Genomic DNA, 26,032 nt, shown 5'->3' on the forward strand with positions numbered 1-26,032 from the left:
GGTTTGCAGTCGACGTGTACGTCGTGAGTTACCACACGAGCGTCGGACAGTAGTCACCTCGAGACGAGACTGTAGCCGAACCTCTGACACCACACGACATCCATCGACAAGAAGCGTATCCAGTTCGCCCCACCCGCCGGTCTCGTATCGAGAGATGGTCTACACTCTCAGGTAGTGGGTGGGGAAATGGCAACCAAATACAGACAGCACCGTCCTTCAGCGAAGCATCGAGACGACCCGGCGGAAACTCAAGAGACCACTCGCCGAGGCGAAGACAGACCACAGGGCGATACCCAGCCCAACAGCGACGGCGAGCGTCGCGAGACCGGAGATGAACGGTTCGAACGCGAGGACTGGAATCGCCATCCCGAGGGTGACGAGACAGACGATAGCCGTCGTCCGTGCGAGTCGCGTCAGCGACAGCGAGAACTCAGTGTAGATGAGGTACACCTCGAACCCCACGAGGAAGACGTAGGTGATGACCGTCGCGAGGGCGGCACCGACCACACCGAAGGTGGGGATGAGTGCGATGTTGAGGACGAAGTTTGCGACTGCGGTCGCCGACTTCGCGTAGGCCCGTGACCCTGCTCGACCGATGAAGTCGAGGCTGTCGTTCGTTATCTTGTCTATCGCACGCAGGAGGACGTAGAGGCTGAACACCTGGACGACCGGAACCGCACCGAGGTATCCCTCGCCGAAGACGAGTCGAACGGTTGGTTCGGCGAGGATGGCCATCCCCACAGCGGCGGGGATATACAATGTGACCACGTACTCGAACGTCGTCTCGTAGAGGCTAGCCGCACGTTCGAGTTTGTCCGTCGCCTTCTGTTCGCCGTACGTCGGGGAGATGGAGAATCCAATCGTGGTCGCGGGTGCGATAACGAAGTCCGTGATTTGCTTGCCGAGCATGTAGAACCCGACAGCGACCGGGTTCAGGAAGTACCCGACCAGGATTGCGTCGACACGACTGTCGAGCATGACTGCACCGCGGGTCACCGTCAGCGGGGCACTGTACCGGAGAATGCGTTTCGAGAGACCGTCTTCCTTGGATGACCCCTCGTTCAGTGGGCGGAAGAATTTGAAGTACAGGACGCCGAACCCGACGACCACTGCCAGCGCGTACCCGACGGTGTATCCCAGAATCGCACCGAGTGGGCCGAGTCCCAGGTAGAGGAGTCCGACGATGAAGACGAGGAAACTGACGTTGGCGACGATGTCGACTTTCGCGCTCCAGTCGACGCTATTCAATCCTTGGAAGGATAGCGAGACGAACGTCTTCAGCGAACTGAACGCGATGTAGCCGACACCGGCGACGAGGAGTGGCGCGACGCGCGGTTCGTCGAGCAGTCGAGCGATGGGGTCGCTGAACAGGACGACGGCGGCGGAGACGACGACTATCGTCCCGAGGTTGTACTTCAGCGTCGACCAGAGGATGTGTGGGACCTGCGATGGGTCGGTCTTCCGATACTCGGCGAGGTATCTCGCCGCGGATTTGGCGAGTCCGAGGTTCGCAAAGAGGAGCGTGACCGAGAGTATCGAGATAGCGAAGAAGAGCAGACCGTACTCTTCTGCGGTGAGGAAGTACCGGGTGAGAAGTACGATCAACAGCCCTTTCGACAGAAGCGAGATGCTCTGCGCTGCGAACATCGCCTTCAGACCCCGTATGAGAGAACGTTTCACCATGTGTTGTCCGCCTCGTTCGCGCGCTGATTGATTCGACCGTCCGGGTCGTCGAGGCGTCCTCGGTGAATCGATTCACGTGCCGAGAGACGAGTGTGACGGCCGCGTGGCTCTCACAGCGCGCTCATGAAAGTGAGGGATACCGCAGGGCTTTGTTATAGGCGACATACCCGACGACAGCCGTTCGCTACTGCGCAGTCTGTTGATTTCTGCTGGTCGCTGTCGCTCTCGAAGGTGTGTGAAGATGATGGTACCGCAGAAGGGGAGAAAGTTAGGTCAAGGAGTGTTCGTTACCCGAGCGTGTCGGGGTCGACCACCGTGTCGTCGAGGTAGACACGGGCCGGACCGTCGAGCGTGAACGACGTAATCTGGCCAGTGAATTCGAACTCGTCGATGCCGCGACGGGTCGCACCGCGAACCTTCTGGTTGCTGACGTTGTCCTCGCCGGGGTCGTCGATTTGCTTGACGGACCCACTGACGCTAAAGCGGTAGTAGGCGAGTTCGTCGGTTCCCATGCCGTCGATGGTGAGCTTGCTGACCGTCTCGACGGTCTGACTCGACCCGGAGTCGGAGTCACCGAGCGTTGACGGGTCGACTTCCTGTCCGTCGACGAGGAGTGTGAACGGGCCGGTGTCGGGGCCGAACTCGACGAGTTCGCCCTCGAAGGTGTACGAGTCACCGTAGCCGTTGCCGGTGTACCCTTCGACAGACCACGTGCCGTCGGAGTTCTGCGAGACGTCGTCGTTCTTCGTCTCTGCAGAGTTCCGCGTGTCGTCGAGGACCTTCGAAATCTCACCAGTCGTCGTGAACTCGTAGGAGACTTCCGAGGGGTCTTCGGTCGTCAAGACGAGTTCGTGCGTCGTCGTCGTGTCGGTGGAGTCGTCCGTCGAGTCAGACGTGGAGTCAGTACTCGAATCGGACGTGGAATCCGTCGAGTCGGACGTGGAGTCAGTCGAATCCGATGTCGAGTCACCGAGGGTGGACGGGTCGACTTCCTGGCCGTCGATAGTGACCTTCGCAGGCCCGTCGATGCTGAACGAGGTGACCTCGCCCGTGAAGTCGAAGCTGTCGATACCACCGGCGACAGCGCCGACGACAGTCGTCCCGCTCACATCGTCCTCGCCGGGGTCGTCGGTCTGTTCGACCGACCCACTGACCGTGAACTCGTAATTCGTCAGTTCGGAGCGACCCTCACCGTCGACGATGAGTTCGTGTGTCGTCGTCGTGTCGGTGGAACCGCCGGAGTCCGTCGAATCAGACGTGGAATCCGTGGTGGAGTCGGTGGAGTCAGTGGAGTCTGACGTCGAGTCGGTGGAATCCGTGGTCGAGTCAGTCGAATCCGTCGAGTCTCCAAGCGACGACGGGTCGACTTCCTGTCCGTCGACGGTGAGCGTGAACGGTCCGGTTTCGGGGCCGAACTCGACGAGTTCGCCATCGAACGTGTACGAGTCACCGTAGCCGTTGCCGGTGTAGCCTGCGACAGACCACGTACCGTCGGAGTTCTGCGAGACGTCGTCGTTCTTCGTCTCTGCAGAGTTCCGCGTGTCGTCGAGAACCTTCGAAATCTTACCGGTCGTCGTGAACTCGTAGGAGACTTCTGAGGAGTCTTCGGTCGTCAGGACGAGTTCGTGTTCGGTCGCTGTAGAGTCCGTCGAATCCGTCGTCGAGTCAGTACTCGAATCGGTGTTTGAATCTGTCGTCGAGTCCGTCGAATCCGTCGAATCAGACGAGTCAGACGAGGAGTCACCCGGAAGCGGACAACTACCGGACGTTTCGATACTGGTCGTCTGGACGTTCGTGTCCACTTCGCGGACTTCTCGGCCGTCGACGTTGATAGTCGAGTTGCCGACGAAACAGTCAGACGCGTCGACGACGGTTACACCGTCGCGGCTCGAAGCAGTCTGCTGGATACAGGTGTTTTCGACGGTCGACCCGGGGCGGCCGACGACCTTGATGCTCTCGCGGTCCGCCGCACTGCCGGTGATAGAACAGTTCGTGACTGTGAGGTCCCACGGCCTGGGTGCCTTGGGATAGTTCGACGCCTTGTCTTCGGGGCGATATCCGGTGATAGCACGCGTGTCGTCGCGGTCGATGACGAAGTAACAGTTGTCGACTTCGAGCCAGCCACCCGTCTCGTCGAGGTCGATGCCCTCGATACTGTTGGGCGAGTCGCGGACGATAATCGTACAGTTGCGGACGTACCCACCGTTCTTCGTCCCCTCGAACTTGGACTGCTTCGTCTCCACCCAGACACCCCGCATCTTTCGCGGCGTGCCGGGGTTGTCGGACTTGCTCATGTCGATTTCGATGAGCGCACCGTCGACGTACGAGTTGGGGCCCATGAACCGGACCTGTGCGACGTCGTTGTTCCGGTAGATACCACCCTCGATTTGGATGTCACCGTCGTTCCGTGTCGCGTAGACACCGTTGTTCGCCATCTCTTCGAGGTGGCAGTCGATGATTTTCAGCGTCCCGTGGTGTCCGGGCGTCGCCTGAATACCACCCGCACTGTTCCGGTACGCGCCGAGATAGCCACCGTCGGCCGCCTTGAAGTTCTGGATGATGGAGGTGCCATCCGAATCGTAGACGTCCGCGAGGATGTGCTGGTCGAGGCGCTGGTCTGCGTTCGGTGCACGGCCGATAATCTCGACGTTCCGAATCTGTGCGTTGTCTTGGCACAGTATCTTCATGTTCCCGAACGCGCCGTCGGCGGTCTGGTCGATGTCGATACCCTCGAAGAGGACGTTCCGGCCGCCTTTGTTGAGGAAGACAGTCACGTGGTGGTTCGACGGAATCTTGAACACAGCACCGTCTTCGGAGTACAGGCCAACGTTGGAGGGGCCACCTGGGTAGATGTCGTTGGCAATCTTGTACTCCCCTTCGGGGAACTTGATGAGCGTCCCGTCTGTCAAGCGGTCCTCGATGGCGCTGGAACAATCACGAGAGCCCGTGGTGTCACAGAAGTCAGATGCGTCGAGTACTCTATCGAACGTGATTCCACGAACAGTCTGGGCAGCGGCGGCGTTCTCTGCGACCGCACCTGCTGCACCTGCAGTGCCGAGGGCAACTCCGGCCATCCGGAGATACGACCTGCGGCCCAACTGTGTCAGTTTGCTGGAAGGCTTACCGTGGGGGTGGTTGCGTTCTGTCTGGTCGGGGTCCTTCTGCATAGTCGGAGGAAGGAAACTTGAATAAATAACAGATTTGGCCACATCTGAAGCATTTACTCCAAATTTATGCCCCGATTAAGTTTATTTGTTATCCATTTGTCCACCAGAAGGCTATACTTACACAGTCGGGTGGTCGCCAGATACTAATCAGCTACTCACGTGGTTTGCAAGAGAAATTCAGTATTTCGGCACTTTATTGGTTTTTAACTGGTCGTGTTTAGAGAATCTTTTTATAATCTGAAAGTGTTGAACTTTGTCTTCCGACACCGAAGGAAGCGAACCGTCGCTCTTACAAATAGAGCGGGGAGACGGCGCTGAGGCCTAAAAAACGAGGCCAATTTAAACGGGGATGGGTCACTCTACGAGGTATCCGAGGTCAGCGAGTTGCGCTCGCATCTCGTCCGTGAATCGTCCAGTCTGTCGTTGTTCGGTTACGGGAGCACCTTGTGTCTCGTTCCACCCCCGGAACATAGCGTCGAGGTCAGCGATGACATCTGGATACTCGTCGGACACGTCAGTCGTCTCGTCGGGGCGACGGAACAACTCCGTCTCATCGTCACTGTGCTGATATTTGAACTCCGGTGTGAAGAGCGCCGTGAGGGTCGATTCCGGGAATTTCGACGCGTCGAACGCGGGGTTGAGTTCGACGAGTTTGTCTACGTTCTGTGTGCGTCGGTCGGCACCACGCTGGACGATAGCCACGTCCCGATTGCCCGTTTGGAGGTCGATACCCTGTGTCCCGTCAGTAGACGCACCGGCGAGTGACAACAACGTCGTCATCACGTCAGCGTGCTGAACGAGTTCGCCATCGTACGCGAGCGCTGCGTCCAATCCGTGCGTGACGAGGGGAACGTGTGAGACGGCCTCGTTGGTGACGAGTTGATGGGCGAGCAATCCGCTCTCGCCGAACAGTTCGCCGTGGTCGGCAGTGATGACGAAGATGGTGTCGCCGATGTCGAGTGACTGTACCGTGTCGAACAACTCACCGACGAGTTCGTCGACGTGCGAAATCTCACCGTCGTAGAGCGCCGCGAGAGCTTTCCACTCCTCGTCGGAGAACGGGCTAGCCGCCGCCATGTGTTCGTAGAGGTTGTCGTGGTGGTCCAACCCAATCGCTTCGACGTCCTCCAGTGACAGGCCGCTCTCACCGGCGAACTTCTTCAGGTGGCGAGTCGGGGGCTGGTACGGGTGGTGCGGGCCACCGTAGTGGAGATACAGAAACATCGGGTCCGACGTCGTTTGACGCGCTTCGAGCCACCGCAACGCTAGCTGGTTGAGCATGTAATCCGTCCCGTGTTTTCGGGTGTCGAGCGTCAACCCACCGCCGTGGGACTGGATGTTCCACAGATACGAGAGAATCGTCTTGAGACCAACTGACTCACGCAGTGTCGACTTGCTGAGCCAGACGAATTCGTCGAATCCTCGGTCGAGTCCAGTGGCCGAACTCAGGTGTGAGTTCGGAGAGATACACGCGGTGTCGTAGCCGACGTGCTGGAACCGTTCGGCGACAGTCGGCAACGCGTCGGGGATGGCATCACCGGTCATCCCCGCACCGTGATGGGACGGGTACGTCGCCGTGAGAATCGATGCAGACGAGGCGAGTGTCCAGATGCCGTGAGAGAAACACTCAGAGAAGTACCGGCCACCGTCACTGTCTGCGATTCGCTGTATGTTGGGTGTCGTCTCACGGTCGTACCCACCCATCGTCGTGTGGTCTGCCCGCGTACTTTCCAGCGTAATCCAGACGATATTGGGACGCTCAGTCATAGCTCTGGACCACCATTCGGTTCATTACAGGATAGTTATAATTCGCATACTTCGTCGGGTTAGCTGGACGCTTCGCCTGCGGCGGCATCCGCTTCGACGACGCGTTCTTCGACGAGGTAGAGTGTGAAGTCACCGTTCGAGATGACCTGGTTGATTCCCGCACGAGCATCGAGGGAGTCGAAGCCTGCCTTCGTGTACCTGAGTTCCTGGTACGCCTGTATCTCGCGTTCACGGTCGTAGTCGGTCACCGCGAGGTAACCGTCACCTGCGAACGTCGAGTTGAACGAGTCCAACTCACGAGTTGGGACCGAACGGTCGTACGCGTCCCGTGGTGTCTCGTCGGTTCCGAGGACAGCGTCGTTGTAGCGCCACGGACCCTGCCGGACTGCCGCCACGGGGAGACCGTCTTCGTGCAGTTCGAACGCCTGGTCGTACCCGTCCAACTGTGACTGCGTCACGTGCTGGTTCGGTTGGTAGATGTACGGTGACGGATACGCAGTGACGAGTGCAGCGGGGAGCAGCAACACCAAGGTGACTGCAATCGCGACGTGTGTCGAGCGAACACCGATTCTGGGAACCGCCCGTCGAAGTCCGAGGACGAGAGTGACTGAACCCACTGCGGTCGCGATGAGCATGAGATATCCGAGGAGTCGGAAGTGAAGTTCACCCACGTCGCCGAGGAGGTAGACGACAGCGAACGGAAGCGTACCGACTGCGCCCGCAGCGAGATACCGAACCTTGGCGTCAGTTTCTGGGAGTTCGTCGAGACGGTGGGTGAGGACCGCGAGGACGAGAATTCCCGCGAGCATCGCGTAGAGAGCGCTCACCAGGAACAGTTTCGCGAATATCTCGGGGAGGCTTGCCCCGATTGCCGCGAGCGACGCCCCTTGTGAGACCGTACTCCCCGCCGCAGTCGGGGGCGTTCCGCTGAGGTATCCCTCTCCTGCCCGAGTGACTGCATCGATGGTACTCCAGAAGGCTGGGCGTTGACTCGTCCACGCGAGGAACACCGCACCGAGGACCGCAGTCTGTGCGTACGTCGATTTGTGCCCTCGAATCGCACTTTCCCACCCACGCCACCGTGCGAGGGCCTGCAAGGCAGACGCGAGGACGAGGAGGACGAACAGATTGAGAGCTTGCATCGGGTGGTAGAGAACCGTCGTACCCCCAACGAACGCCAAGAGTACCCCGAACGAGGTGATTCGGAACCTCGACTGGGTCGGGTCTGCGCGCGTGAGATACAGGAGGAAGACGTAGATTCCGAGCGAGGAAAAGAGCATGGCCTGGGTGTACGTGTGTGGGGCCAGGTGCGTACTGATGGTGTTGATGGGGAGTAACAGCAGTCCAGAGAAGGCCGCGACGATAATCGTCTCGTCACGCGGCAGAATCTCGAACGCGATGAGTGGGACGAGGACGAACGTCAGCGCGACGAGGAACAAGACGACCAACATCAGTGACCGTTCTGGCGTGTACCCAGTGACGTCCATGACCAAGATTGCGAACGAGTGGATACCAGGGTACAGGAGTTCGGTGATCACCGTCTCGCCGTCGACGACGTCACGAACCCACCCAAGGTGCGTCAGTGAGTCACCCGACCCGACGAAGTAGTACCCCCGGACGAGTGGGAGCGAGACGATAGAAAAGACGCTTATTCCACCGAGCAACAACGCGACTACTCGGAACATTCGGTCCCCGAAGACCGAAACGACGAGTGAGAGCGTAATCGCGACGACGATGAGCCCCCAGAACGCCGCTGGCGTACTCGAGTAGAGAGACAGTTCGTATGCGGTCGCAGGAGTCAGGTACGCCAACGCGACAGCGAGGGCGAACGCAGAAAACCCTCCAATAAGAGCGAGTTGACTCCACGTTCTGAGTCGAGAGGTCGTCATCACGACTATCGAGGACATCTAGGAATATTGTTATGGATTGCCAACTCGACTCGGGTGGGCGAATGGGAGACGTACGTTCGCTCGAAACGGCCAACGTCGGCTCTCACGAACCGGTCCTCACTCGACAGACACACCTCAGTAACTACGATTCGAGTCTCCACGGGGGGCTTTCACGCTCGCCGTCATCGTCTGCTCAGCCAACTTCGAACCTCGCTTGCGACAGACGAACTCCGGTGGATTTGGGCCTATGTACCAGATATCGGCCTTCCTGACCTATAAGAAGATTATAACAAAGCGCTCAGGGTGTACTGATATCGTACGAACAATGAGTATCGAAATCCGGTATGCAACCGAAGACGACGTCCACCAGTGGGACCAGTACGTCGCGCAGTCACCCCACGGGAATCTCTTTCATCAGTACGCAGCGCTCGAAGTTCAAGCGAAGCACTCTGGTTCGGAGTTGTATCCACTCATCGGGTTCAAAGGCCAGGAAGTCGTCGGTCTCTTTCCACTCTTCAAAATCTCGAAAGGTCCAATCAACACAGTGTTTTCACCACCTCCCGAACTCCGCGTCGCGTATCTCGGACCCGTCTTGCTCAACATGGACCACATGAAACAGCGAAAACGCGAGAGCAGACACCACGAGTTCATCGACAGTTGTTTCGAGTGGATCCAAAACGAAATCCGACCGCAGTACACCCACATTCGTCTCGACGGTAACTACGACGACCTCAGGGCGTTCTCGTGGAACGACTTCTCCATCTCCCCTTCGTACACGTACCACGTCGACCTCACTGGGGGCGAAGAAGACGTGTTGATGAACTTCAGCAGCGACGCCCGGTCGAACATCCGAAACGCCCCCGAAGAGTCGTACACCATCGAAGAAGGCGGTCTCAGTGAAATCGACCTCATCATCGAGCAGGTTTCGGACCGATACGAAGACCAGGGAGTGTCCTTCCACACGACTGCCGAGTTCGTGAAAGACCTCTACACGAACCTCCCAGAGGGACAAATCCGACCCTACACGCTCCGAGTCGACGGCGACTTCATCGGTGGGATTCTGGTGACAGATTACAAGGACATGGTGTCTCGGTGGCAAGGGGGTGTTCGAACGGACATCGATGTCGACATCGCAACCAACGACCTCCTCGACTGGCAGGTCATGTGCGACGCGATGGACCGGGGCCGAGCGACCTACGACCTCGTGGGTGCAGACAACCGCCGCATCAATCGATACAAGTCGAAGTTCAACCCATCTCTCCACCCCTTCTACAGTCTCGAACGAAGTGAGGCGGGGATGGGGAAACTCGCACACATCTACAAGACCCTCCGTCAACGTGCGTAGCTCGAACATCTTACTGTCTGCTATCGGATTCTGTTTCTAAACCGCCACGCCGTCGCGACGAACGTGCAGTGTCCCGAGGGCCGTTCGCGAGACGACCCCCGACTCGTAGTACGCTCTTTTCGATAGTCGCCGTCTGTCGACGCTGGACTGGCGACTCGTCGATGGACCAATGGATAGCCGTCGAGACGTCGTGTGATCGTAGCGGAGCAGAAAAGCGAGAGCATCGTTCGACCGGCACCAACCACACCAGCAATATCCAGACGAGTACAGACCGACGTGCGGTCACGAGAGAAATCGAGACGAGGAGATGAGAAGAAAAGAGAAGAGAAAGGAGTGGAGAGCGCCGGTGTCCGACTCGGTTAGTTGCTCACCCAGATGTACGTCGAGCGGTACGCACTCTCGGCACTCGTCTCGTCAGGTGCGTCACCCTTGTACAGGAGGTACGTGAGTCGAAGGTCCGAGCCAGTCATCTCCGACTGGAGCGTCGGACTGGCGGTCCACGTCTCACCGGGCGCGACTTCTCGAGACACGCGTGCCAACTCTTCGTGCTCGATTATCGTCGCCGTCCCTGAAGATGTATCCACACGTTGTAATTGAACCACGAGTGTGTACTCAGTCAGTTCTTGCTCGTTGTTGGTCACGCTCGCGACGAGTGCAGTCGACTCGGCGGACGAGAGCGAGTCGGGATAGCCGGAGGCGACGAGTTCGCCATCAGACTGCTGTGTGAGCAACGAGAGACTCGTGTACTCTTCTCCGTAGTTCGGCACGGTGAGCGCGTACCCGAGACCCAGGACCGAAATCACGACCACAACGGCGAGCAGGACGTTCAACCGACGGGTCGTGGGCGTTCCCGTCGTGAGGGATTCGACGAGCGACGTGTACCAGTGTTTGACCGGGACGTCGTACCGTTCTGCTTCAGAGAGTCGCTGGCGCCGGAACTCGCCGACGAGCAGGAACGCTGCGACGACTGCCGAGAAGATACCGACGACAGCAACAGTGTTGGGTTGCGGAACCAGCGACAAGACGACGACGCCGAGTGTCGGAACCACCGCGAGGCTGACACCGAACGAGAGGACCATTCGTTCGAGGACGGTAATCCCCATTCGGTTCTGGGCTGGCGTCGTCAGTGCAGGCTGTGCAACTCGTGTATCCGAGTACGCGTGCGGGAACAAGACGAGAAGGAGGGCGTAGCCAGGAAGAAAGACGAGGAGCGGAAGTCCAAACACCGCCCTGACGGCAATCGAATTGGCGTACAGCACCGACATCGAAGCCCCAATGAGTAGTACGAGCCCTGCGAGTACGTCGACCTGTAGATCTCCGAGGGCTCGCATCAGCCCATTGTTCTTCACAATCGGTAATTCTACCATGCCTAGTGATACTAAAGAGTACACTTTGTTGTTGAGTCACTGAAACCAACAGGTCGCCGATTAGAAATTTCCTAACCAGTAGCGAGTCCTAAATACCGAGGAGTGACGTGCTACGTCTAGTGTCGTGCGTGCGTTCGAGCGTCACGCCAAGTCCTGCGACTGGATGACGTCCCACGACTGCTCACCTTCCTTCGTGAGGCCGTACACGCGACCTTTTTTCCGGTCTTCGGGCACGAGTAGTTCTACTTGCCCGCGCTTTCGGAGTCGCTGAATCGACCGGGAGATGTTCGCAACGTGTCTGTCCGTGTCGGAGGCGATACGCGTCGGCGTCGCGGGCCCTTCGGCGAGGCGCTCGAGAACGGTCAATCGGTATTGAGAGCTGATAGCATAGCTGACCATATCCCAATTGATGTTGTCGTTCGTATCAGATTGTCCGTCTTGCTTACTAGCCATTCATCAGATTAACAGCCAGATAATTACATAAATTCTTTGGTCGAAATATATTCAGTATACTCTGAACATCACGATAACATATACATCATATGTTAGTAAAGAAGACGTCAGCGACGTAAAATTCGAGTGAAACCAGTGGCTAATAAAAGGAATACACTCTCGATTAAACTCACATTTACACAGATATACCACGAAAAACCACCATACGAAGCACAGTCAAACGAATCGTCGTGTTCTACAGTCGGTATCGACACGTGACTGGTCAGTTTCTGATATCTAATAGTACAAAAGAAAATATGTTTTGATTAATACAACACTCAACGTTCGTCCATCCGGACTCGTCTCACTTTCGAACGAGGAGAGATTGTGCGCGGTGAGATACTAAACGAGTCGTGACCACAAGTTCGGAGAGAACGTCACAGGACGACGACATCGGTAGCTGAGAGGGTGGAACTGTGTCCGCCTGCCTCGACGACGCGCTACATTCGCATCGAGTGTATCACCTCTTGCGGCACGACGTTGGGCGAGCGCGAAGCCGACGCGCCGAATGGATTTTAGTATAGCGTCATACAGTTTATTCGTTTTAGTCCCGATACTCGCCGCAGATTGCTAATCATCGTTGTCTCTGCCAGACAACGAGCTAAGTGATATAGTCAATAGTACAACTATTCTCCCGATTTGGGCGAAATCGAAGCCCACAGAACGAGTCACTCGGCAGGATACAGCGTGGGAGACGGGACGATAGGGTTTCGAGAGTCGTTCCGGTAGATTACCTGGTCACCGAATCCTCACTCACTAGGCCACTCGTCTGCACCCAATGGTTCGCCCCCGAGGAACGCCTCGATACCTTCGTGTGCGTCCGCCGTCGTACAGAGTTCCGCGAACCGTTCGTTCGAGTAGTCGAGTGCCTCGTCGTACTCGAGTTCGGTCATCTCGTAGAACGCCTGTTTCCCCATCTGGACGGCCACGGGACTCTTCGACGCGATGGTCGATGCGAGTTCCATCGCTGCCTCTCGGTGCTCACCCTCGGGGACGACACGGTTGACGAGTCCCCAGTCGAGGGCCGTCTCCGAGTCGATTAGGTCGCCCGTCAAAAGCAGTTCGAGACAGCGTTTCTGCGTGAGCGACGACATCAGCGGGACGGCAGGACCCATGCAGAACAACCCGACTTTGGGGGCCGTCGCGCCGAATTTGGTCTCTTCGGCGGCGACGGCCAAGTCGCACGCGGCGACGAGGCCAATCCCGTTCGCTGCCGCGTGCCCGTGGACAGCGGCGATGACCGGCGTCCGCATCTCTGTGAGTGTCACGAATGGCTCTTCCATGACCGCAACCCACGCCTCGTACTCGGCTTTCGTCTCGTAGTCCGCGTGTTCAGAGAGGTCGATGCCGGCCGAGAACGCCCGGCCAGCCCCATCGACCACGATGGCCCGCACGTCCGCCATCTCGTCGAACGCTCGTAACGCGTCGTCGAGGTCCGTCGCGAGTTCGGTGCTGAAGGTGTTCATCGCGTCGGCCCGGTCGAGCGTTATTCGACCCACATATCCGTCGTGAGTCGTCTCGATAGTATCCCACTGTGCGTCGTCTATCACGTCGGTCGACATGTGTGGACGATTCGCGAAGGTACGTGATAAATGACACCGTGCACCACACTATGTCGACGACGTCTCGTCGACCCGAGCGTCGACGACGCTATCGGCGATTGCGACACTCGCCACACCGAGGAGTGCACCGGCGACGACGTCGAGTGCCCAGTGGATGCCGAGGTACATCGTCGAGAAGGCGACAGCGCTCGCGAGAACCGGTGCGACGAACGCCCACACTGGATACTCGTCGTAGGTCCAAACCGCGACGAGTGCCGCCGACACCGACAGCGACGTGTGAAGCGACGGGAAGACGTTCGTATTCACGTTCACTTGTCGTGTGAGAATCTGCGTCTGTGGATACGTCACGTAGAGAAGCGACTCGACCTGACCAGGGAGGAGGTTCCGCGGTCCGTACGAGATAAACAGGATATAGCAACACAACCCGATACCGTAGTTGACTGCGTAGGCGACTGCAGTGAGTTTCAACGGTCGTCGGTCGGTGGCGACGAAGTACGCCACGAACGGGAAGGTGAGCAAGAAGACGTATCCCGAGAGATAGATGGCCGAGAGGACGGCAGTGAGCGTCGGCGTAGCGAGCGACTGGACGTGCATGACGAAGTCACCCTCCACGGCGTAGATGAGACCGGTCACGTTCCACCCGAGAAGCCACGAGACTTCGGGCCCGACGTCGCGTGCAAACTTGTTCACCAGCAAGACGACGACGAGGAGTCCGAGGTACTTCGACGCGTCACGAGCGCGTTCACGAAACGTCCCGTAGGCGTCCCGAACCCGCGTCGGCCCGACGATACCGAGTGTCGCGACGAACAGCGCTGCTGCACCGCCGCCGAGGACGCTCACGAGCATCGACACGAGTGGAGGAACGTTCATCGTTGGACCAGTAGTTCGCCGCTCTTCGAGTAGGTGTAGCCTGCGTCCTCGAACATCGAGCGTGCGCTGCTGGTGTCGAGCGACCCAGTTTGGTGATTACCGACGAATCGGAGTTCTTCGAGGACGGTGGTCCAACTCTCGCCCGTCGGAGAGAACTCTGTGGTCGCGAGCGGCGACATGACGCCGTAGGCGCGTCCATCGAAGACCGATTCCGTGAGATACGGCCGGGCGACGAGTCGAGCAACCGCCCGTCTGAAACGAGGGTTGGTAAACGGTGGTTTCCGGAGGTTGTAGCCGACGTGGTAACACCACCGAGAGACGCCGGTTCGGACGCTAATGTCCGGTGTCGCTAAGGCCGATTTCACCGCGTCGGACGACAACAACCCAGCCGTCGCGTCGACGACACCGCTAGAGAGAAGTTTGATGGCAGAACCGCCGGACGGGGCGACGATGAACTCCAAGCCATCGAACGCGAACCCTCCCTCGAACCGAGCGAGCGACTCGTCGAGCGTCTGCGTTGCCAAGAAGTGCGCATCGAACGGTTCCAACGAGAGTGACTCACGAAACGACGTCCCAGTCACGCGAAATGGCCCGCTTCCGACCGGTTCGAGGTTGTTTCGAACGAGCGCTTCCGTGACACGTCCACCGTCGAGCCACGAGACACTCGTCGGGCGAGCGTACGGTTCCCAGACGTGTTCTGGGAGTATCGGCACGGACAACGCCCGAAGCGCGACAGTCTCGTCTACGTCACCGAAGCTGAGGTGAACCTCACGAGACGACGCTGCAGAGACCGAATCGACGAGTGACGCCCGACCACGATACTCGGGGGACGGGACGAGTTGGTCTAACGACCCGAGCGACGTGTCTGCCAAGAATCGGAAGGTGAACGCGACGTCTGCTGCCGTGATAGCGTTGCCGTCGTGCCATTCGAGGTCGTCTCGGAGTCGAACCGCGAGCGTCGACGAATCGTCGTCGAGCCAGTCCCACGACGCGGCCATCCACGGGTGCATCTCGTCGTCTAGCACCCTGCCGAGTGAGTCGTAGACGAGTCGAATGAACGTCCCATCGGACCGGAACGGTGTGGAAAGCGGATTCAGGTTCTCCGTCGGGCGGGCATCGGTAATCGTCATTCGAAGTCGGTTGGCTGGCTGCGGTGCGTCGGTCGTCGTATCTGTCGTCGTCGGTGTCGTCTGTGTGGATTCGTTCGCCGTCACGTTACCCACGGCCGCAGTCGGTGGGACTCGCGACGGGAATCGTCTGGTCTCGACCGGACGGGCACCGAGGTACGCAGCGACCGAGTGGATTGGTTCGTCTACCGGCCAGTCGACTCTGTCCGGCCTCGTCGCGCGGGCCGTGTGTGGTATCGCGACGGGGGTAAACGGCTGGTTCTCGACGATTCGGTGTTGGGCGTCAGTGAGCGTCGAGGTTCGAACGACACCGCGTTCGGCCTGCTGCCGTTCGAGAAGTGAGTCGAGCGACAGGTCGCCGTACCCGAACGGATTTTGCCAGCCGACGTCGGGCGCGTACCGAGAGTGGAGAAGCGGGCGGAGGAAGTCCGGGTCCCACGGAAGTGGGAATCGATAGACGTACACGTCGAAGTCGTGGTTCAAGAGCACAGACCGAAGCAGTTCCTCACGGCTCACCGGGACGACCGACGCCGAGATACCGACCCGTTGGAGTTGCGTGGCGAGGTATCGAGCGACTTTGGTCGCGACAGCGTCCGCGTCGGCGGGGACCGTCTTTATCGAAAACGAGAGCTGTTGTTGGTGGTCACGGGAGAACGTCGACTCGAGTTGCCTGATGCAACCGCTGGTCAGACCGACGCCTGTCAGGGCTAGAAGCGACCGTCTGCTGAGTCGTGAAGTTGACATCGTCACGTGGAGGGCTACTCGTCTCTATGTGCCTCTGAAGAGAGTTAGAGACGTTATTACACGGTGCCTAACTATATTAGACGCCCAGGAGGAGCGGCCACAGGAGGAGAACCACCCAGAGACCGACGGCCGCCGGAAGTGCGACTGTGGTGCTCTCAGTTGTCGCAGCACGACGTGCCCCGACCACCGCCAACAGGCCGAGCGAGACGAGGAGCACGAAGCGATGTAAGACGAGGTCGATTGGGACGACGCTGACGCCGACGAAGGCGAAGTCGGCAACCAATCCGATGCCGTAGCCGAGGAATGCGAGACTGAACCAGCGTTCTGTCGCGGCATCGTTCGGAATACGAAGCGCGAGGTACGGCGGCGCAAACACGAACACTGGGTACAGCAGCCCTGCGATGACCTTCGGATGATTCGGCGCGATACCTTCGAGCGCGAGCGCTGCCGCTCTGACGACCAAGGGGACTGCAATCAGTGCCAGAAAGAGGGCAACGCTCCGCTGGAACCGGTCATCCGCGACGGGTGAGCGTTCGAGGCGCTCGACGACGGCGTCGATATCGTTGCCATCGACGGACGTCGCGAGGATACCTCCCACTCCTGCTACGACGAAGGCGAAGAGGGCGATACTCGTCAGTCGATGTGTGGTCCCAGTTCCCACCGAGAAGACGCCCGCGTCGGAGGTGTCGTCACGTTCCGCGTCGGCGGCGAGTTCGCTCTCGACCGCCTGGTCCTCGACCGACGTATCGGACGCGAGTTGTGGTGGAGCGAGTTCGGCGACCGTCACCCACCCATCGGCGTCGAAGACGCCGCCGTTCCCGTACCGCTCTCGCCGGACGTCGACGACAGCCGGTTGGTCCATCAGGTCACGCTCGACAGCGTGTTGCGGGCCGGCCAGACTCGTCACCGTGTGTCTGAGGCGGAACCAATCCCAGTAGTCACGGTGGGCCTGAATCGCGGTCCACGAGGCATTTCGACTCCCGACACCGTAGAGACGGAGGTGGACGCGACTACCGAAGTACGTCCCGTCGTGGAGTTGCATGGACTCGTCGACCCACCGTCCACCGGGGCCTTCGGTGTCGACGTACGTGTATCGGTCCGCACCCGTCGCTGGCCCCCAGACAGCCCCACCTGCCTCCGACGAGGCCTGCTCGCCAGCGGCCTCCTTCCACGACTCGGTCGTCTCGTCCCACCGTGCGTCCTGCGAGTAGACGAGGAGCGAACGAACGCGCGCGGGGTCGCCCTTGACCACGAGGTTGATCGGCAACGTCAGCGTGTCGAACGACTTCGCTCGACTGGTGAACGGCCACAGGCGGTCTTCTTCGATGCCGACTGACACGAGGCCCACGTCTCGTGCTTCTTCGACACCGTCCGGTGCGGCCGGTCCGCTGTCGAAGAGGTTCCCCGGCGTCACGTCGACGACGCTCACCGACGAAACGGCAGACGTCGACAGGACGACGAAGACCACGAGGACGACGAGGCCCCCGGAGCGCCGCGCGCGAGGTCGCATCCTTACACCCTTCAGCCGGTCAAAGACCCTAATTATTCCGTTGTTAAGTTGACGACGAAGTAGCATCGATGGTGCGTCTCGCCCACGGGAGGTTAGCATCCAGATAGTTAGAACAGCCGCCGTCTACCATGAGGACAGATGGTCGAGCGCGCTCACGTACGGGCCGCTGCGGCGGTTGCCCTCCTCGTCTGCCTCGGCGTCGTTAGCGTCGCGGCAGCCACACAATCGGCTCCCACGGTGACCGACGCGACGGCGGACGACATCCGTGTCGCGCCCGCCGACGGGATGACAGTCGTCGCCACCGACTCGAACACGTGGCTCGGACGCGAACGCGACGGGCCGCGCGCGAGCGCCGAACTCGTCGCCTTCGCCGCGGATGGGACTGTTGCCTACTACAACGGGTCGCACACTCGCTACTGGGACGTGGACCCCGTGGAAGGAACCACCGCAACCGTCGAATACCTCTACTCCGACCACCTCACGCCCGAGGAATGCGGTGGCGACGAAGTGTGTACGCGGAACGGTATCGAACGCGTGAACCTGACCACCGGCGACGTGGAGGTAATCTACAGCCGGGTCACGCCCGGAAAACACTCCACCCGCTGGCACGACGGTGACAGAATCGACGAAGATTCCTACGTCGTCGCCGACATCGCGCAGGACCGCGTCTTCGTGGTGAACACGACTTCCGGGCTCATCGAATGGGCGTGGGACGCACAGGAGGACTTTGACACGGCGACAACCGGAGGCCCGTACCCCGAAGACTGGACGCACCTCAACGACGTCGAAATCCTCCCGAACGGCCACATTCAGGTCAGCCTGCGCAACCACGACAGGGTGGTGTATCTCGACCGTGAGACCGGTCTCGTCCACGAGCGAACTCTCGGAGACGGCTCTCACGACATCATCTACGAACAGCACAACCCCGACTACCTCGTCAACGACGACGGGGACGACGCTGTCCTCGTCTCCGACTCGGAGAACAACCGGCTCGTCGAGTACCGCTGGACCGACGGCAGATGGGTTCGCTCGTGGGTCTGGCAAGACGACCGACTCCAGTGGCCTCGCGACGCCGACAGACTCCCGAACGGCCACACGCTCGTGACCGACTCGAACGGAAATCGGGTCTTCGAACTGGACGAGACAGGTGAAGTCGTCTGGAGTATCCCCGTCGCGTTCCCGTACGAAGCAGAACGACTCGGAACCGGTGACGAGAGCGAAGGCGGGCCACCGGCACACGAACTCGGCCTCGAAAACCGGACCGCGAGCGGCCTCACCGTCGGCGGCGACGGCAGAGCCCAGGTGTCGATTCTCCCCGGTCCAGTCGTCAACGCGCTGTACTACATCCTCCCACAGTGGATGGGTCCCGCGGCACTCCTCGCGTCCTGTCTCGCGGGAGTCGTCGCTCTCGGGTGGGTCGCCCTCGAAATTCGATGGTTCCCGTACCGCGTCGAACTGAACAACCCGTTTTCGATTCGGAGACGACCATGAGAGACGATTCGCCGAACACGAGTCGACCAGAGCGTACCGAGCACGTGGGTCCGGCCCCCACCGCGGCGGCAGGGACAGACAGACAAATTTCAGCAGGACTCGGCCCCGCATCGATAGACCACAAGAGGAGCGTCGCCGCCGAGGTTCGCGGACTCGGCCGGGATAGCCACGCCTGGTTCGGGCTCGCACTCCTCGCCGGCCTCGTCGTCTCCGTGGCGTACGTGTCGACCCATCCGTACCCGGCATACGGCGCGGGCTTGTACCTCGAAATCGCAGAACAGATTCGTACCGACGGGTACGCGCTCCCGACGACGATTCCGTACTACTCCGGGGGAATACCCTTCGCGTACCCGCCGCTTCAGTTCTACGTCGTCGCACTGCTCACCGACCTCGGCGTGTCAGGGCTGACCGTCAGTCGAATTCTCCCCGCCGTCGTGACGATTCTCTACCTCGTCCCCTACTACGGAATCGCCACTCGACTCCTCCCGACGAGACGGCAGGCCGGGTTCGCGACGCTCGTCCTCGCGGTTACCCCGCCGGTCCTCCAGTGGCACCTCTCGGCAGGCGGTATCGTCCGCGCCTCTGCGTTCCTCTTGGCACTCTGCGGCATCTACGCGGGAACGAGAGTGTTTATCGACAGCGATTGGCGGTGGGTCGGGGTCGGAACCATCTTCTTCGCGCTCACCATCCTCTCGCACCCAGTCTACACCGTCTTCTTCGGCCTCAGTTGGCTGATTCTCTACGCGGCGTTCGACCGCTCGGTTCGCGGACTCGTCGGTGGAGCGGTGGTCGCCGTCGGTGGTCTCGTCGTCGCCTCCCCGTGGTGGATGCAGGTCGTCTCACGCCACGGCGTCCAGGTGTTCACAGGTGCCGCAGGGAGTCACAGCGGCATCGCAGGCGGACTCGGGCGACTCCTCGACCAGTTCGTCTATCCGTTCGACCCGACTGTCGTCACGGTGTTCTTCGTCGCCAGTTTCGCCTCTGCGCTCGTCCTCGTCGCCCGCAAGAAGTACGTCCTTCCGACGTGGCTCTTCCTCTCTGCGTACGTCCTCGGAAAAGAACGGTTCCAGTTCGTCGCGGGCGCGATGATGATATCGACGGTGTTCTTCGCCATCGCCGTCCCCCGACTGGCCGAGACGCTCCGAGGGACGTTCGATACACGGCAGACGATGGCCGCCACGTTCGCCCTCGTGCTCGTCTGTGCGTTCAGCCTCGGGGGGTTCTACGCGGGGAGCGAACTCGGGTCAGCACACCACGGAAGTCCGAGTCTCCCGCCGTTCTTCGACGACGACGACAGACGAGCGATGGAGTGGGCCGCAAACCACACCGACGGGGACGCCACGTTCGTCGTGTTGTCGGACGCCGCAGAGTGGTTTCCACACTACACCAAGCGAGAGATACTCGTCGGTCCGTGGGGCGTCGAGTGGGTGAGTCCCGAGAGTTACTACGACCAACTGTCGGCGTTCAAAGAGGGGAGTTCGTGTAAAAACGAGAGTTGTCTCATCGAGTCGATGACCTCGGTCGGTGCGTCTCCCGAGTACCTGTACGTGCCAGTCGGGACGTACACCATCCGTGGCCTCGAAGCAGATGGAACCCGCGAACTCCGTGCCTCTCTGGCCGAAAGCAACCGGTATCGGCGTGTCTACGGGAACCGTGGCGTCGTCATCTACCGCATCGTCCACTCCGAGAACTCGACCGCAGACTGAGCCACAGATTCGTGTGCGTCCCGGACAGCGAGTACGACGAACACAACACCCATGACCCCCACAGCCGAATCGGGGACCAACCTGTGGCACTCGACGATATCGACGTACCTGTCGCCTACGACGCCGTCGAGACACACGACGAGTTGATACGCTGGTCTCGGGCGTACTGCGCTCGGGCGGTCGAACAGTACGAATTCGCCGTCGACTTAGAACCAGTCGAGTGGGAAGTCTCCACCCGAGCGAAGCGGCGTGCCGCAGCGGTGAAGACGCCCCAATTCGACGATGCAGCGGTTGGAGAGCGTCTCGACTGGGCGTCTCACTCACCGTCTGGGCAGACACCACCGTGTACGATGTCGTTGTCGTGGCGGGCCTTCGAATCGTTCGAACGAAGCGAGTGGGCCGCGACACTCAGACACGAACTCGTCCACGTCGAGCAATTTCAGGCCTACGGCGCTACCGACCACGGACAAGCGTTCAAGCGACGGGCAGACGCTGTCGACGCACCCTTCCGCGTCCGTCGGTTCACCGACCCGAAGTACGTGCTCACCTGCACCGACTGCGGGGACGACGTCGCCTACAGGTATCGCGAGTGTAAACTCGTCAGACAACCCACCGCATACCGCTCTTCGTGCTGTGAGGCGACGCTCTCGTGTATCCAACCTGCCGACGAGACGTGACTCGTGGACTGGTATCGACGGTTCCGACGACGCAGTGGCCTGTTCGAGACGGTCACGCAACGTTGAACGTTCTGGATGAGAGGCAATGCCGATTCGATAGCTGTATCATAAGACACCATTTGTCGAACAGTTACAATAGATGAACAGACACGGTAGTGGGATTGATTTTTATTACTCTACGTTTATACGCGTTTCAGCATTTGTACTGTTTCGAAACACACGAAAGATGTCGAATGTGAATTGTCCCATAATTTTTCTGACTGCAACAGGTAAGAGACAATTACTTCGAAGAGTCAGTCGACGACGAACGACTCTGTCGCCGACGACGGTGAGCGAGTCTATTTATTCTCCCCAGATGACCGAGGAAGTGAGTACAGCAGTATGCGACACGTCCCAGGAACCTTCTCGATAGCGGCACGTGACCCGGCGACGAACACTTTCGGCGCGGCGGTGACCACCGGAACCGTCTCCGTGGGCGCAACCTGCCCGTACGTGAGTGCCAACGGCGCAGCGGTGACGCAATCGTACACCAAGACGGAACACGGACGCGACGCCGTCGCGCGCGCAGACGACGGTGAGCGCATCGACGACGCCTTCGACGACTTGCTCGCCGGCGACGACTACGCCGCCTATCGGCAGGTCCACGGCGTCGGAACGGAAAGCGAGTACACCTTCACGGGAGCGGAGTGTGTCGACTGGGCGGGCCACCGCGTCGGCGACGACTACACCGTCGCGGGCAACATGCTCGCTGGGAGCGACGTGGTCACTGCAACCGCCGAAGCGTACGAATCTACCGACGGCGACATGGCCGAGCGACTCGTCTCCGCGCTCGAAGCGGGGGAATCTGCCGGGGGTGACGACCGAGGCGAGATGAGCGCGGCGATTCTCGTCCACGCGCCCGAACCCGAATTCTACCACAACCTTCGCGTCGACCTCTCGGCCGACCCAGTCGGCGACCTTCGGGAGTTACTCACCGAAGCGCGACGCGCAAAAGAACAGATTCGGTCGGAGACGGACGACCTCTTCGGAGACTATCCCGACGAGATTCTCGACTTCGGTGTGAAGTACTGAAACGGAGCCGTCTCGAAAAATGGGCGTTCGCGGGTGCCGCTGAAGGCGTGAGTGCCTCAGTCTGAGTCTGCCGTGTTGGTCTCGGCCCGTTTCGACGGCGTGATGAACGAGTCGCGTTCGCTCATCTCCGCTTCCGAGAGGTGACACGAGATGTAGTGGTCCGTGTCTTCCATCGCCTCTAGTTCAGGTCGTTCCGTTTCGCAGACGTCGCCAATCTTCTTCGGACAGCGAGTCTGGAACGGACATCCCGACGGTGGGTTGATGGGACTCGGAACACTCCCTTCGAGGAGGATACGGTCGGTCTGGCGGTTCGGGTTCGCGTGCGGAACCGCCGACAGCAGACTCTCGGTGTAGGGGTGGAACGGCGGTGAGAACACCTCGTCGATACCTCCGAACTCCGCAATCTTCCCGAGGTACATCACCGCCACACGGTCACAGATGTGCCGGATGACGCCGATGTTGTGCGAGATAAACAGGTACGAGATGTTCTCTTCGGCCTGAATCTCGTTGAGTAGGTTGAGAATCTGCGCTTGGACACTCACGTCGAGTGCCGAGACTGGTTCGTCACAGACTATGAGTTTCGGTTCGACGGCGAGGGCGTGCGCGATAGCGACACGCTGTTGCTGCCCGCCGGAGAACTCGTGGGGGTACTTACTCGCCGCCGCCCGCGAGAGACCGACGCGAACCAGCAGGTCGCCCACCCGTTCGCGCTTTTCTTCGCCCGTCGCGATGTCGTGTTTCTCCATCGCGCGCCCGATGATTTGGCCGACCGTCTTCCGTGGATTGAGTGAACTCTGTGGGTCCTGGAAGATCATCTGCATCTCGCGGCGCAGACTTCGAACCTCCGAGGAACCGAGTTCGTGGAGCGGTTGCCCCTCGAAGTAGACTTCACCCTCGGTGGGTTCGAGGAGACGAAGCGCGGTGCGGGCCACGGTGGACTTCCCACACCCAGACTCACCGACGAGTCCGACGGTCTCTCCGGGATAGACGTCGAAACTCACGTCGTCGACAGCCTTGACGAACCGACGTTCTATCGTCGGCAGGCCACCGCCGTCGAACGACAGGTGGACGTTTCCGAAGACGCCCTCCCCCGCGCTGAAGTACTTCTTCAGGTTGCGGACTTCGAACAGTGGGTCGCCGCTGCGGTCTATCTCCCTCCGCCCGGCCCCTGCTTCGGGGACCGTACTCTCCGAGAGGTCGAGGTCGTCGGCGTGGATACACGCTGCGCGCGACGAGGAGTCGCCCACGCTGTCGAGCGTCGGGTCGCCGCCGGACCGACACGCCTCGGTGGCGTTCGGACACCGGGGTGCGAAGTTACACCCACTCGGGAGGTTCCCCAAGTCGGGCATCGCGCCGTCGAGCGTCGGGAGTTCGTCGTAGTCAGTGTCGACTTCCGGGATGGAGTCGATGAGCGCACGCGTGTAGGGGTGCCGCGGACGCTCGAACAGGTCTCCGAGTTCGGCCGTCTCGACGAGGTTCCCGGCGTACATCACGCCGACGTGGTCACACGTCTGTGCGACGACGCCGAGGTTGTGTGTAATCATCAGGACCGCCGTCCCCTCGCGCTCTTGCATCTCGTTGAGCAGGTCGAGAATCTTCGCCTGCGTCGTCACGTCGAGCGCGGTGGTCGGTTCGTCCGCGATGATGAGGTCCGGTTCGCACGAGAACCCGATGGCGACGAGCACGCGTTGGCGCATGCCGCCGGAGAACTCGTGCGGGTAGTCGTCGATACGCTCGGCAGCGTCCGGGATGCCGACTTCGTCCATCGACTCGATGGCGAGTTCGCGCGCCCGGTCTTTCGAGACATCCTGGTGGCGACGAATCGTCTCGGTGATTTGTTCACCGACGGTCATCACCGGGTTGAGCGACGACATCGGGTCCTGCGGAATCATCGCGATGCGGTTGCCGCGGATGTCGCGCATCTCGGCGTCCGTCTTCTGAAGCAGGTCTTCGCCGTCGAAGACGACCTGTCCACCGGTGATTTCGCCCGGTGAGTCGATGAGGCGCATGATGGAACGCGCCGTGACGGACTTCCCTGCACCAGACTCACCGACGAGACCCATGGTCTCACCGCGGTCGAGCGAGAACGATACCTCGTTGGAGGCGACGATTGGCCCTTCGTCGGTGCGGAACTCGGTTCTGAGTCCGCGCACGTCGAGGAGGGGGCCGTCGTCGGCCTCGCGGTCTGTCGTCGTTGCGTGTGTGCTCATTCTATCGCCTCCACCTTCGGGTCGAGGACGTCGCGCAGTCCGTCACCGAGCATGTTGAACCCGACGACGGCGATGCCGATAGCCAGCGCGGGGAACAGGAGCATCCACGGTGCAGTCTCCATGAACCCACGGCCGGTGTTGATCATCAGTCCCCACGAGGGCTTCGGTGGTTGGGCACCGAGGCCGAGGAACGAGAGACTCGCTTCCGCGAGGATGGCGAACGAGATGTTCAGCGACCCCTGGACCAGCATGGGTGCGGTACAGTTCGGGAACACCTCGCTGAAGATGATGCGCGAGTCGCTCTCACCGCGGGCGACTGCGGCCTCGACGTACGCCTCGTTGCGCTCGGCCAGTGCCGCACTCCGCGACACGCGGGCGATGTACGGTGTATAGACGAACGCCAAGGCGATGATGACGTTACTCAACTCCGGTCCGAGCACGACGAGGAGCGTCAGTGCGAGTAAGACCGGCGGGAACGCCATCGCGGCGTCCATGATACGCATCAGTATCTCGTCTGTCAACCCGCCAGCGTATCCGGCGACGACGCCGATGACGGCGCCAACAGCGAGTGCGCCGGAGATAGCACCGAATCCGACGTACAGCGAGATACGACTGCCCATGACGACGCGACTGAAGATGTCGCGGCCCAAGTCGTCGGTTCCGAACGGATGTTCGACCGACGGGGCCTGCGAGCGGTCCTCGATGTTCGTCTGGTCGATGGGGTACGGTGCGATGATGGGCGCGAAGATGGCGGTGAGCACGAGCAGCACCACGATGGAGAACCCGAGCATCGCCTTGGTGTTGCTCCGGAACTTCCGGACGAACCGGGCGATTCGCTCGCGTTGCGACTGCGAGATGAGGGGGCGACTCTCGTCGGACCCTTGCTCGGTCGCCATCAGTCGTCACCTCCGTAGCGGATACGGGGGTCGAAGTACGCGTACAGCAGGTCTGCGGCGAAGTTCGAGAACATGTAGATGAGTGCGACCACGACGATACACCCCTGGATGAGGGGGATGTCGCGGCTCTGAATCGCGGTCAGGGTCAACCGGCCGATACCGGGCCAGAAGAACACCTCTTCGAGGACGACGACACCGCCGAACGCGTAACTGAACTGGAACGCGATGACCGTGATGACGGGGATGACGGCGTTCTTGAGTGCGTGCCGAAGGACGATGACGCGTTGGCTCATCCCCTTCGCACGCGCGAGGTTGATGTACTCTTCACTCAGGACTTCGAGCATCGACGACCGGGTCATCCGCATGATGTAGGCGGTGAGTGCGAATCCCATCGCCCCCGCGGGCAAGACGAGTCGCGTGAGCGACTCGACGAGATCCTCGCTCGGCGAGACGTACCC

The 26,032-nt window shown here is 60.3% G+C and carries 18 protein-coding genes; 5 read left to right on the forward strand and 13 right to left on the reverse strand.

The genetic code is table 11. The annotated features are described in order from the left end of the window. Window positions 1-216 precede the first annotated feature (216 nt). The 4 genes from AUR66_RS10625 to AUR66_RS10640 all read right to left on the reverse strand — a co-directional run bounded on the left by AUR66_RS10625 (window position 217) and on the right by AUR66_RS10640 (window position 8,506). Window positions 217-1,647, reverse strand: coding sequence for a flippase (locus AUR66_RS10625; protein ID WP_197409741.1), 1,431 nt, complete (start codon window positions 1,645-1,647; stop codon window positions 217-219). 323 nt (window positions 1,648-1,970) lie between these two features. Continuing rightward, window positions 1,971-4,850: a hypothetical protein gene (locus AUR66_RS10630; RefSeq protein WP_157533063.1), complete on the reverse strand. Its 2,880-nt coding sequence runs from the start codon at window positions 4,848-4,850 to the stop codon at window positions 1,971-1,973. 354 nt (window positions 4,851-5,204) lie between these two features. Further along, the gene (locus tag AUR66_RS10635) at window positions 5,205-6,617 is read right to left on the reverse strand and encodes a sulfatase (protein WP_058572402.1); all 1,413 of its coding nucleotides are present in this window, start codon (window positions 6,615-6,617) and stop codon (window positions 5,205-5,207) included. Window positions 6,618-6,676: 59 nt separating this feature from the next. Next, window positions 6,677-8,506, reverse strand: a complete 1,830-nt coding sequence (locus AUR66_RS10640) for a hypothetical protein (RefSeq protein WP_157533064.1) — start codon at window positions 8,504-8,506, stop codon at window positions 6,677-6,679. A 325-nt stretch (window positions 8,507-8,831) separates the two neighbouring features. Between AUR66_RS10640 and AUR66_RS10645 the strand changes: the two genes are divergently transcribed. Continuing rightward, entirely contained in the window at window positions 8,832-9,851 is a 1,020-nt protein-coding gene (locus tag AUR66_RS10645; RefSeq protein WP_058572404.1) for a lipid II:glycine glycyltransferase FemX, read from the forward strand. 359 nt (window positions 9,852-10,210) lie between these two features. Here AUR66_RS10645 and AUR66_RS10650 read toward each other — a convergent pair whose 3' ends face one another. From AUR66_RS10650 to AUR66_RS10675, 6 genes are all read right to left on the reverse strand, one after another. Then, complete coding sequence (locus AUR66_RS10650; protein WP_197409742.1) at window positions 10,211-11,200, reverse strand: DUF1616 domain-containing protein; 990 nt, start codon at window positions 11,198-11,200, stop codon at window positions 10,211-10,213. Window positions 11,201-11,359: 159 nt separating this feature from the next. Continuing rightward, window positions 11,360-11,671, reverse strand: a complete 312-nt coding sequence (locus AUR66_RS10655; RefSeq protein ID WP_058572406.1) for a winged helix-turn-helix domain-containing protein — start codon at window positions 11,669-11,671, stop codon at window positions 11,360-11,362. A 788-nt stretch (window positions 11,672-12,459) separates the two neighbouring features. Continuing rightward, a complete protein-coding gene (locus tag AUR66_RS10660; RefSeq protein ID WP_058572407.1) occupies window positions 12,460-13,272 on the reverse strand; it encodes an enoyl-CoA hydratase/isomerase family protein in 813 nt (270 codons plus the stop codon). 48 nt (window positions 13,273-13,320) lie between these two features. After that, window positions 13,321-14,142 carry a phosphatase PAP2 family protein gene (locus tag AUR66_RS10665; RefSeq protein ID WP_157533065.1) on the reverse strand — a complete coding sequence of 274 codons (822 nt, stop codon included), beginning with the start codon at window positions 14,140-14,142 and terminating at the stop codon, window positions 13,321-13,323. After that, window positions 14,139-16,013 (reverse strand): ABC transporter substrate-binding protein, encoded by a 1,875-nt coding sequence (locus tag AUR66_RS10670; protein WP_058572408.1) that lies wholly within the window; start codon window positions 16,011-16,013, stop codon window positions 14,139-14,141. The genes AUR66_RS10665 and AUR66_RS10670 overlap by 4 nt, the downstream gene beginning before the upstream one ends. 76 nt (window positions 16,014-16,089) lie before the next feature. After that, complete coding sequence (locus tag AUR66_RS10675; protein WP_058572409.1) at window positions 16,090-17,523, reverse strand: hypothetical protein; 1,434 nt, start codon at window positions 17,521-17,523, stop codon at window positions 16,090-16,092. A 138-nt stretch (window positions 17,524-17,661) separates the two neighbouring features. Here AUR66_RS10675 and AUR66_RS10680 point away from each other — a divergent pair, with 138 nt between their 5' ends. The 4 genes from AUR66_RS10680 to AUR66_RS10695 all read left to right on the forward strand — a co-directional run bounded on the left by AUR66_RS10680 (window position 17,662) and on the right by AUR66_RS10695 (window position 22,468). Next, entirely contained in the window at window positions 17,662-19,014 is a 1,353-nt protein-coding gene (locus tag AUR66_RS10680; protein WP_058572410.1) for an aryl-sulfate sulfotransferase, read from the forward strand. After that, a complete protein-coding gene (locus tag AUR66_RS10685; RefSeq protein ID WP_082682174.1) occupies window positions 19,011-20,720 on the forward strand; it encodes an ArnT family glycosyltransferase in 1,710 nt (569 codons plus the stop codon). Before AUR66_RS10680 ends, AUR66_RS10685 begins: the two co-directional genes overlap by 4 nt. Window positions 20,721-20,803: 83 nt before the next feature. Then, on the forward strand, window positions 20,804-21,397 hold the full coding sequence (locus AUR66_RS10690) for a SprT-like domain-containing protein (protein WP_058572416.1): 594 nt from the start codon (window positions 20,804-20,806) through the stop codon (window positions 21,395-21,397). 381 nt (window positions 21,398-21,778) lie between these two features. Then, the gene (locus tag AUR66_RS10695; protein ID WP_058572411.1) at window positions 21,779-22,468 is read left to right on the forward strand and encodes a DUF1028 domain-containing protein; all 690 of its coding nucleotides are present in this window, start codon (window positions 21,779-21,781) and stop codon (window positions 22,466-22,468) included. A gap of 56 nt (window positions 22,469-22,524) precedes the next feature. Here AUR66_RS10695 and AUR66_RS10700 read toward each other — a convergent pair whose 3' ends face one another. The 3 genes from AUR66_RS10700 to AUR66_RS10710 form a co-directional block, all read right to left on the reverse strand. Further along, window positions 22,525-24,678 (reverse strand): dipeptide ABC transporter ATP-binding protein, encoded by a 2,154-nt coding sequence (locus AUR66_RS10700; RefSeq protein ID WP_058572412.1) that lies wholly within the window; start codon window positions 24,676-24,678, stop codon window positions 22,525-22,527. After that, entirely contained in the window at window positions 24,675-25,574 is a 900-nt protein-coding gene (locus AUR66_RS10705; RefSeq protein WP_058572413.1) for an ABC transporter permease, read from the reverse strand. Before AUR66_RS10705 ends, AUR66_RS10700 begins: the two co-directional genes overlap by 4 nt. Continuing rightward, window positions 25,574-26,032, reverse strand: a 459-nt coding sequence (locus AUR66_RS10710; RefSeq protein WP_157533066.1) for an ABC transporter permease, incomplete at its 5' end; no start/stop codon positions are given. The genes AUR66_RS10705 and AUR66_RS10710, both read right to left, overlap by 1 nt.

The organism is Haloferax profundi, from assembly GCF_001469865.1.
In the GTDB taxonomy this organism is placed as follows: domain Archaea; phylum Halobacteriota; class Halobacteria; order Halobacteriales; family Haloferacaceae; genus Haloferax; species Haloferax profundi.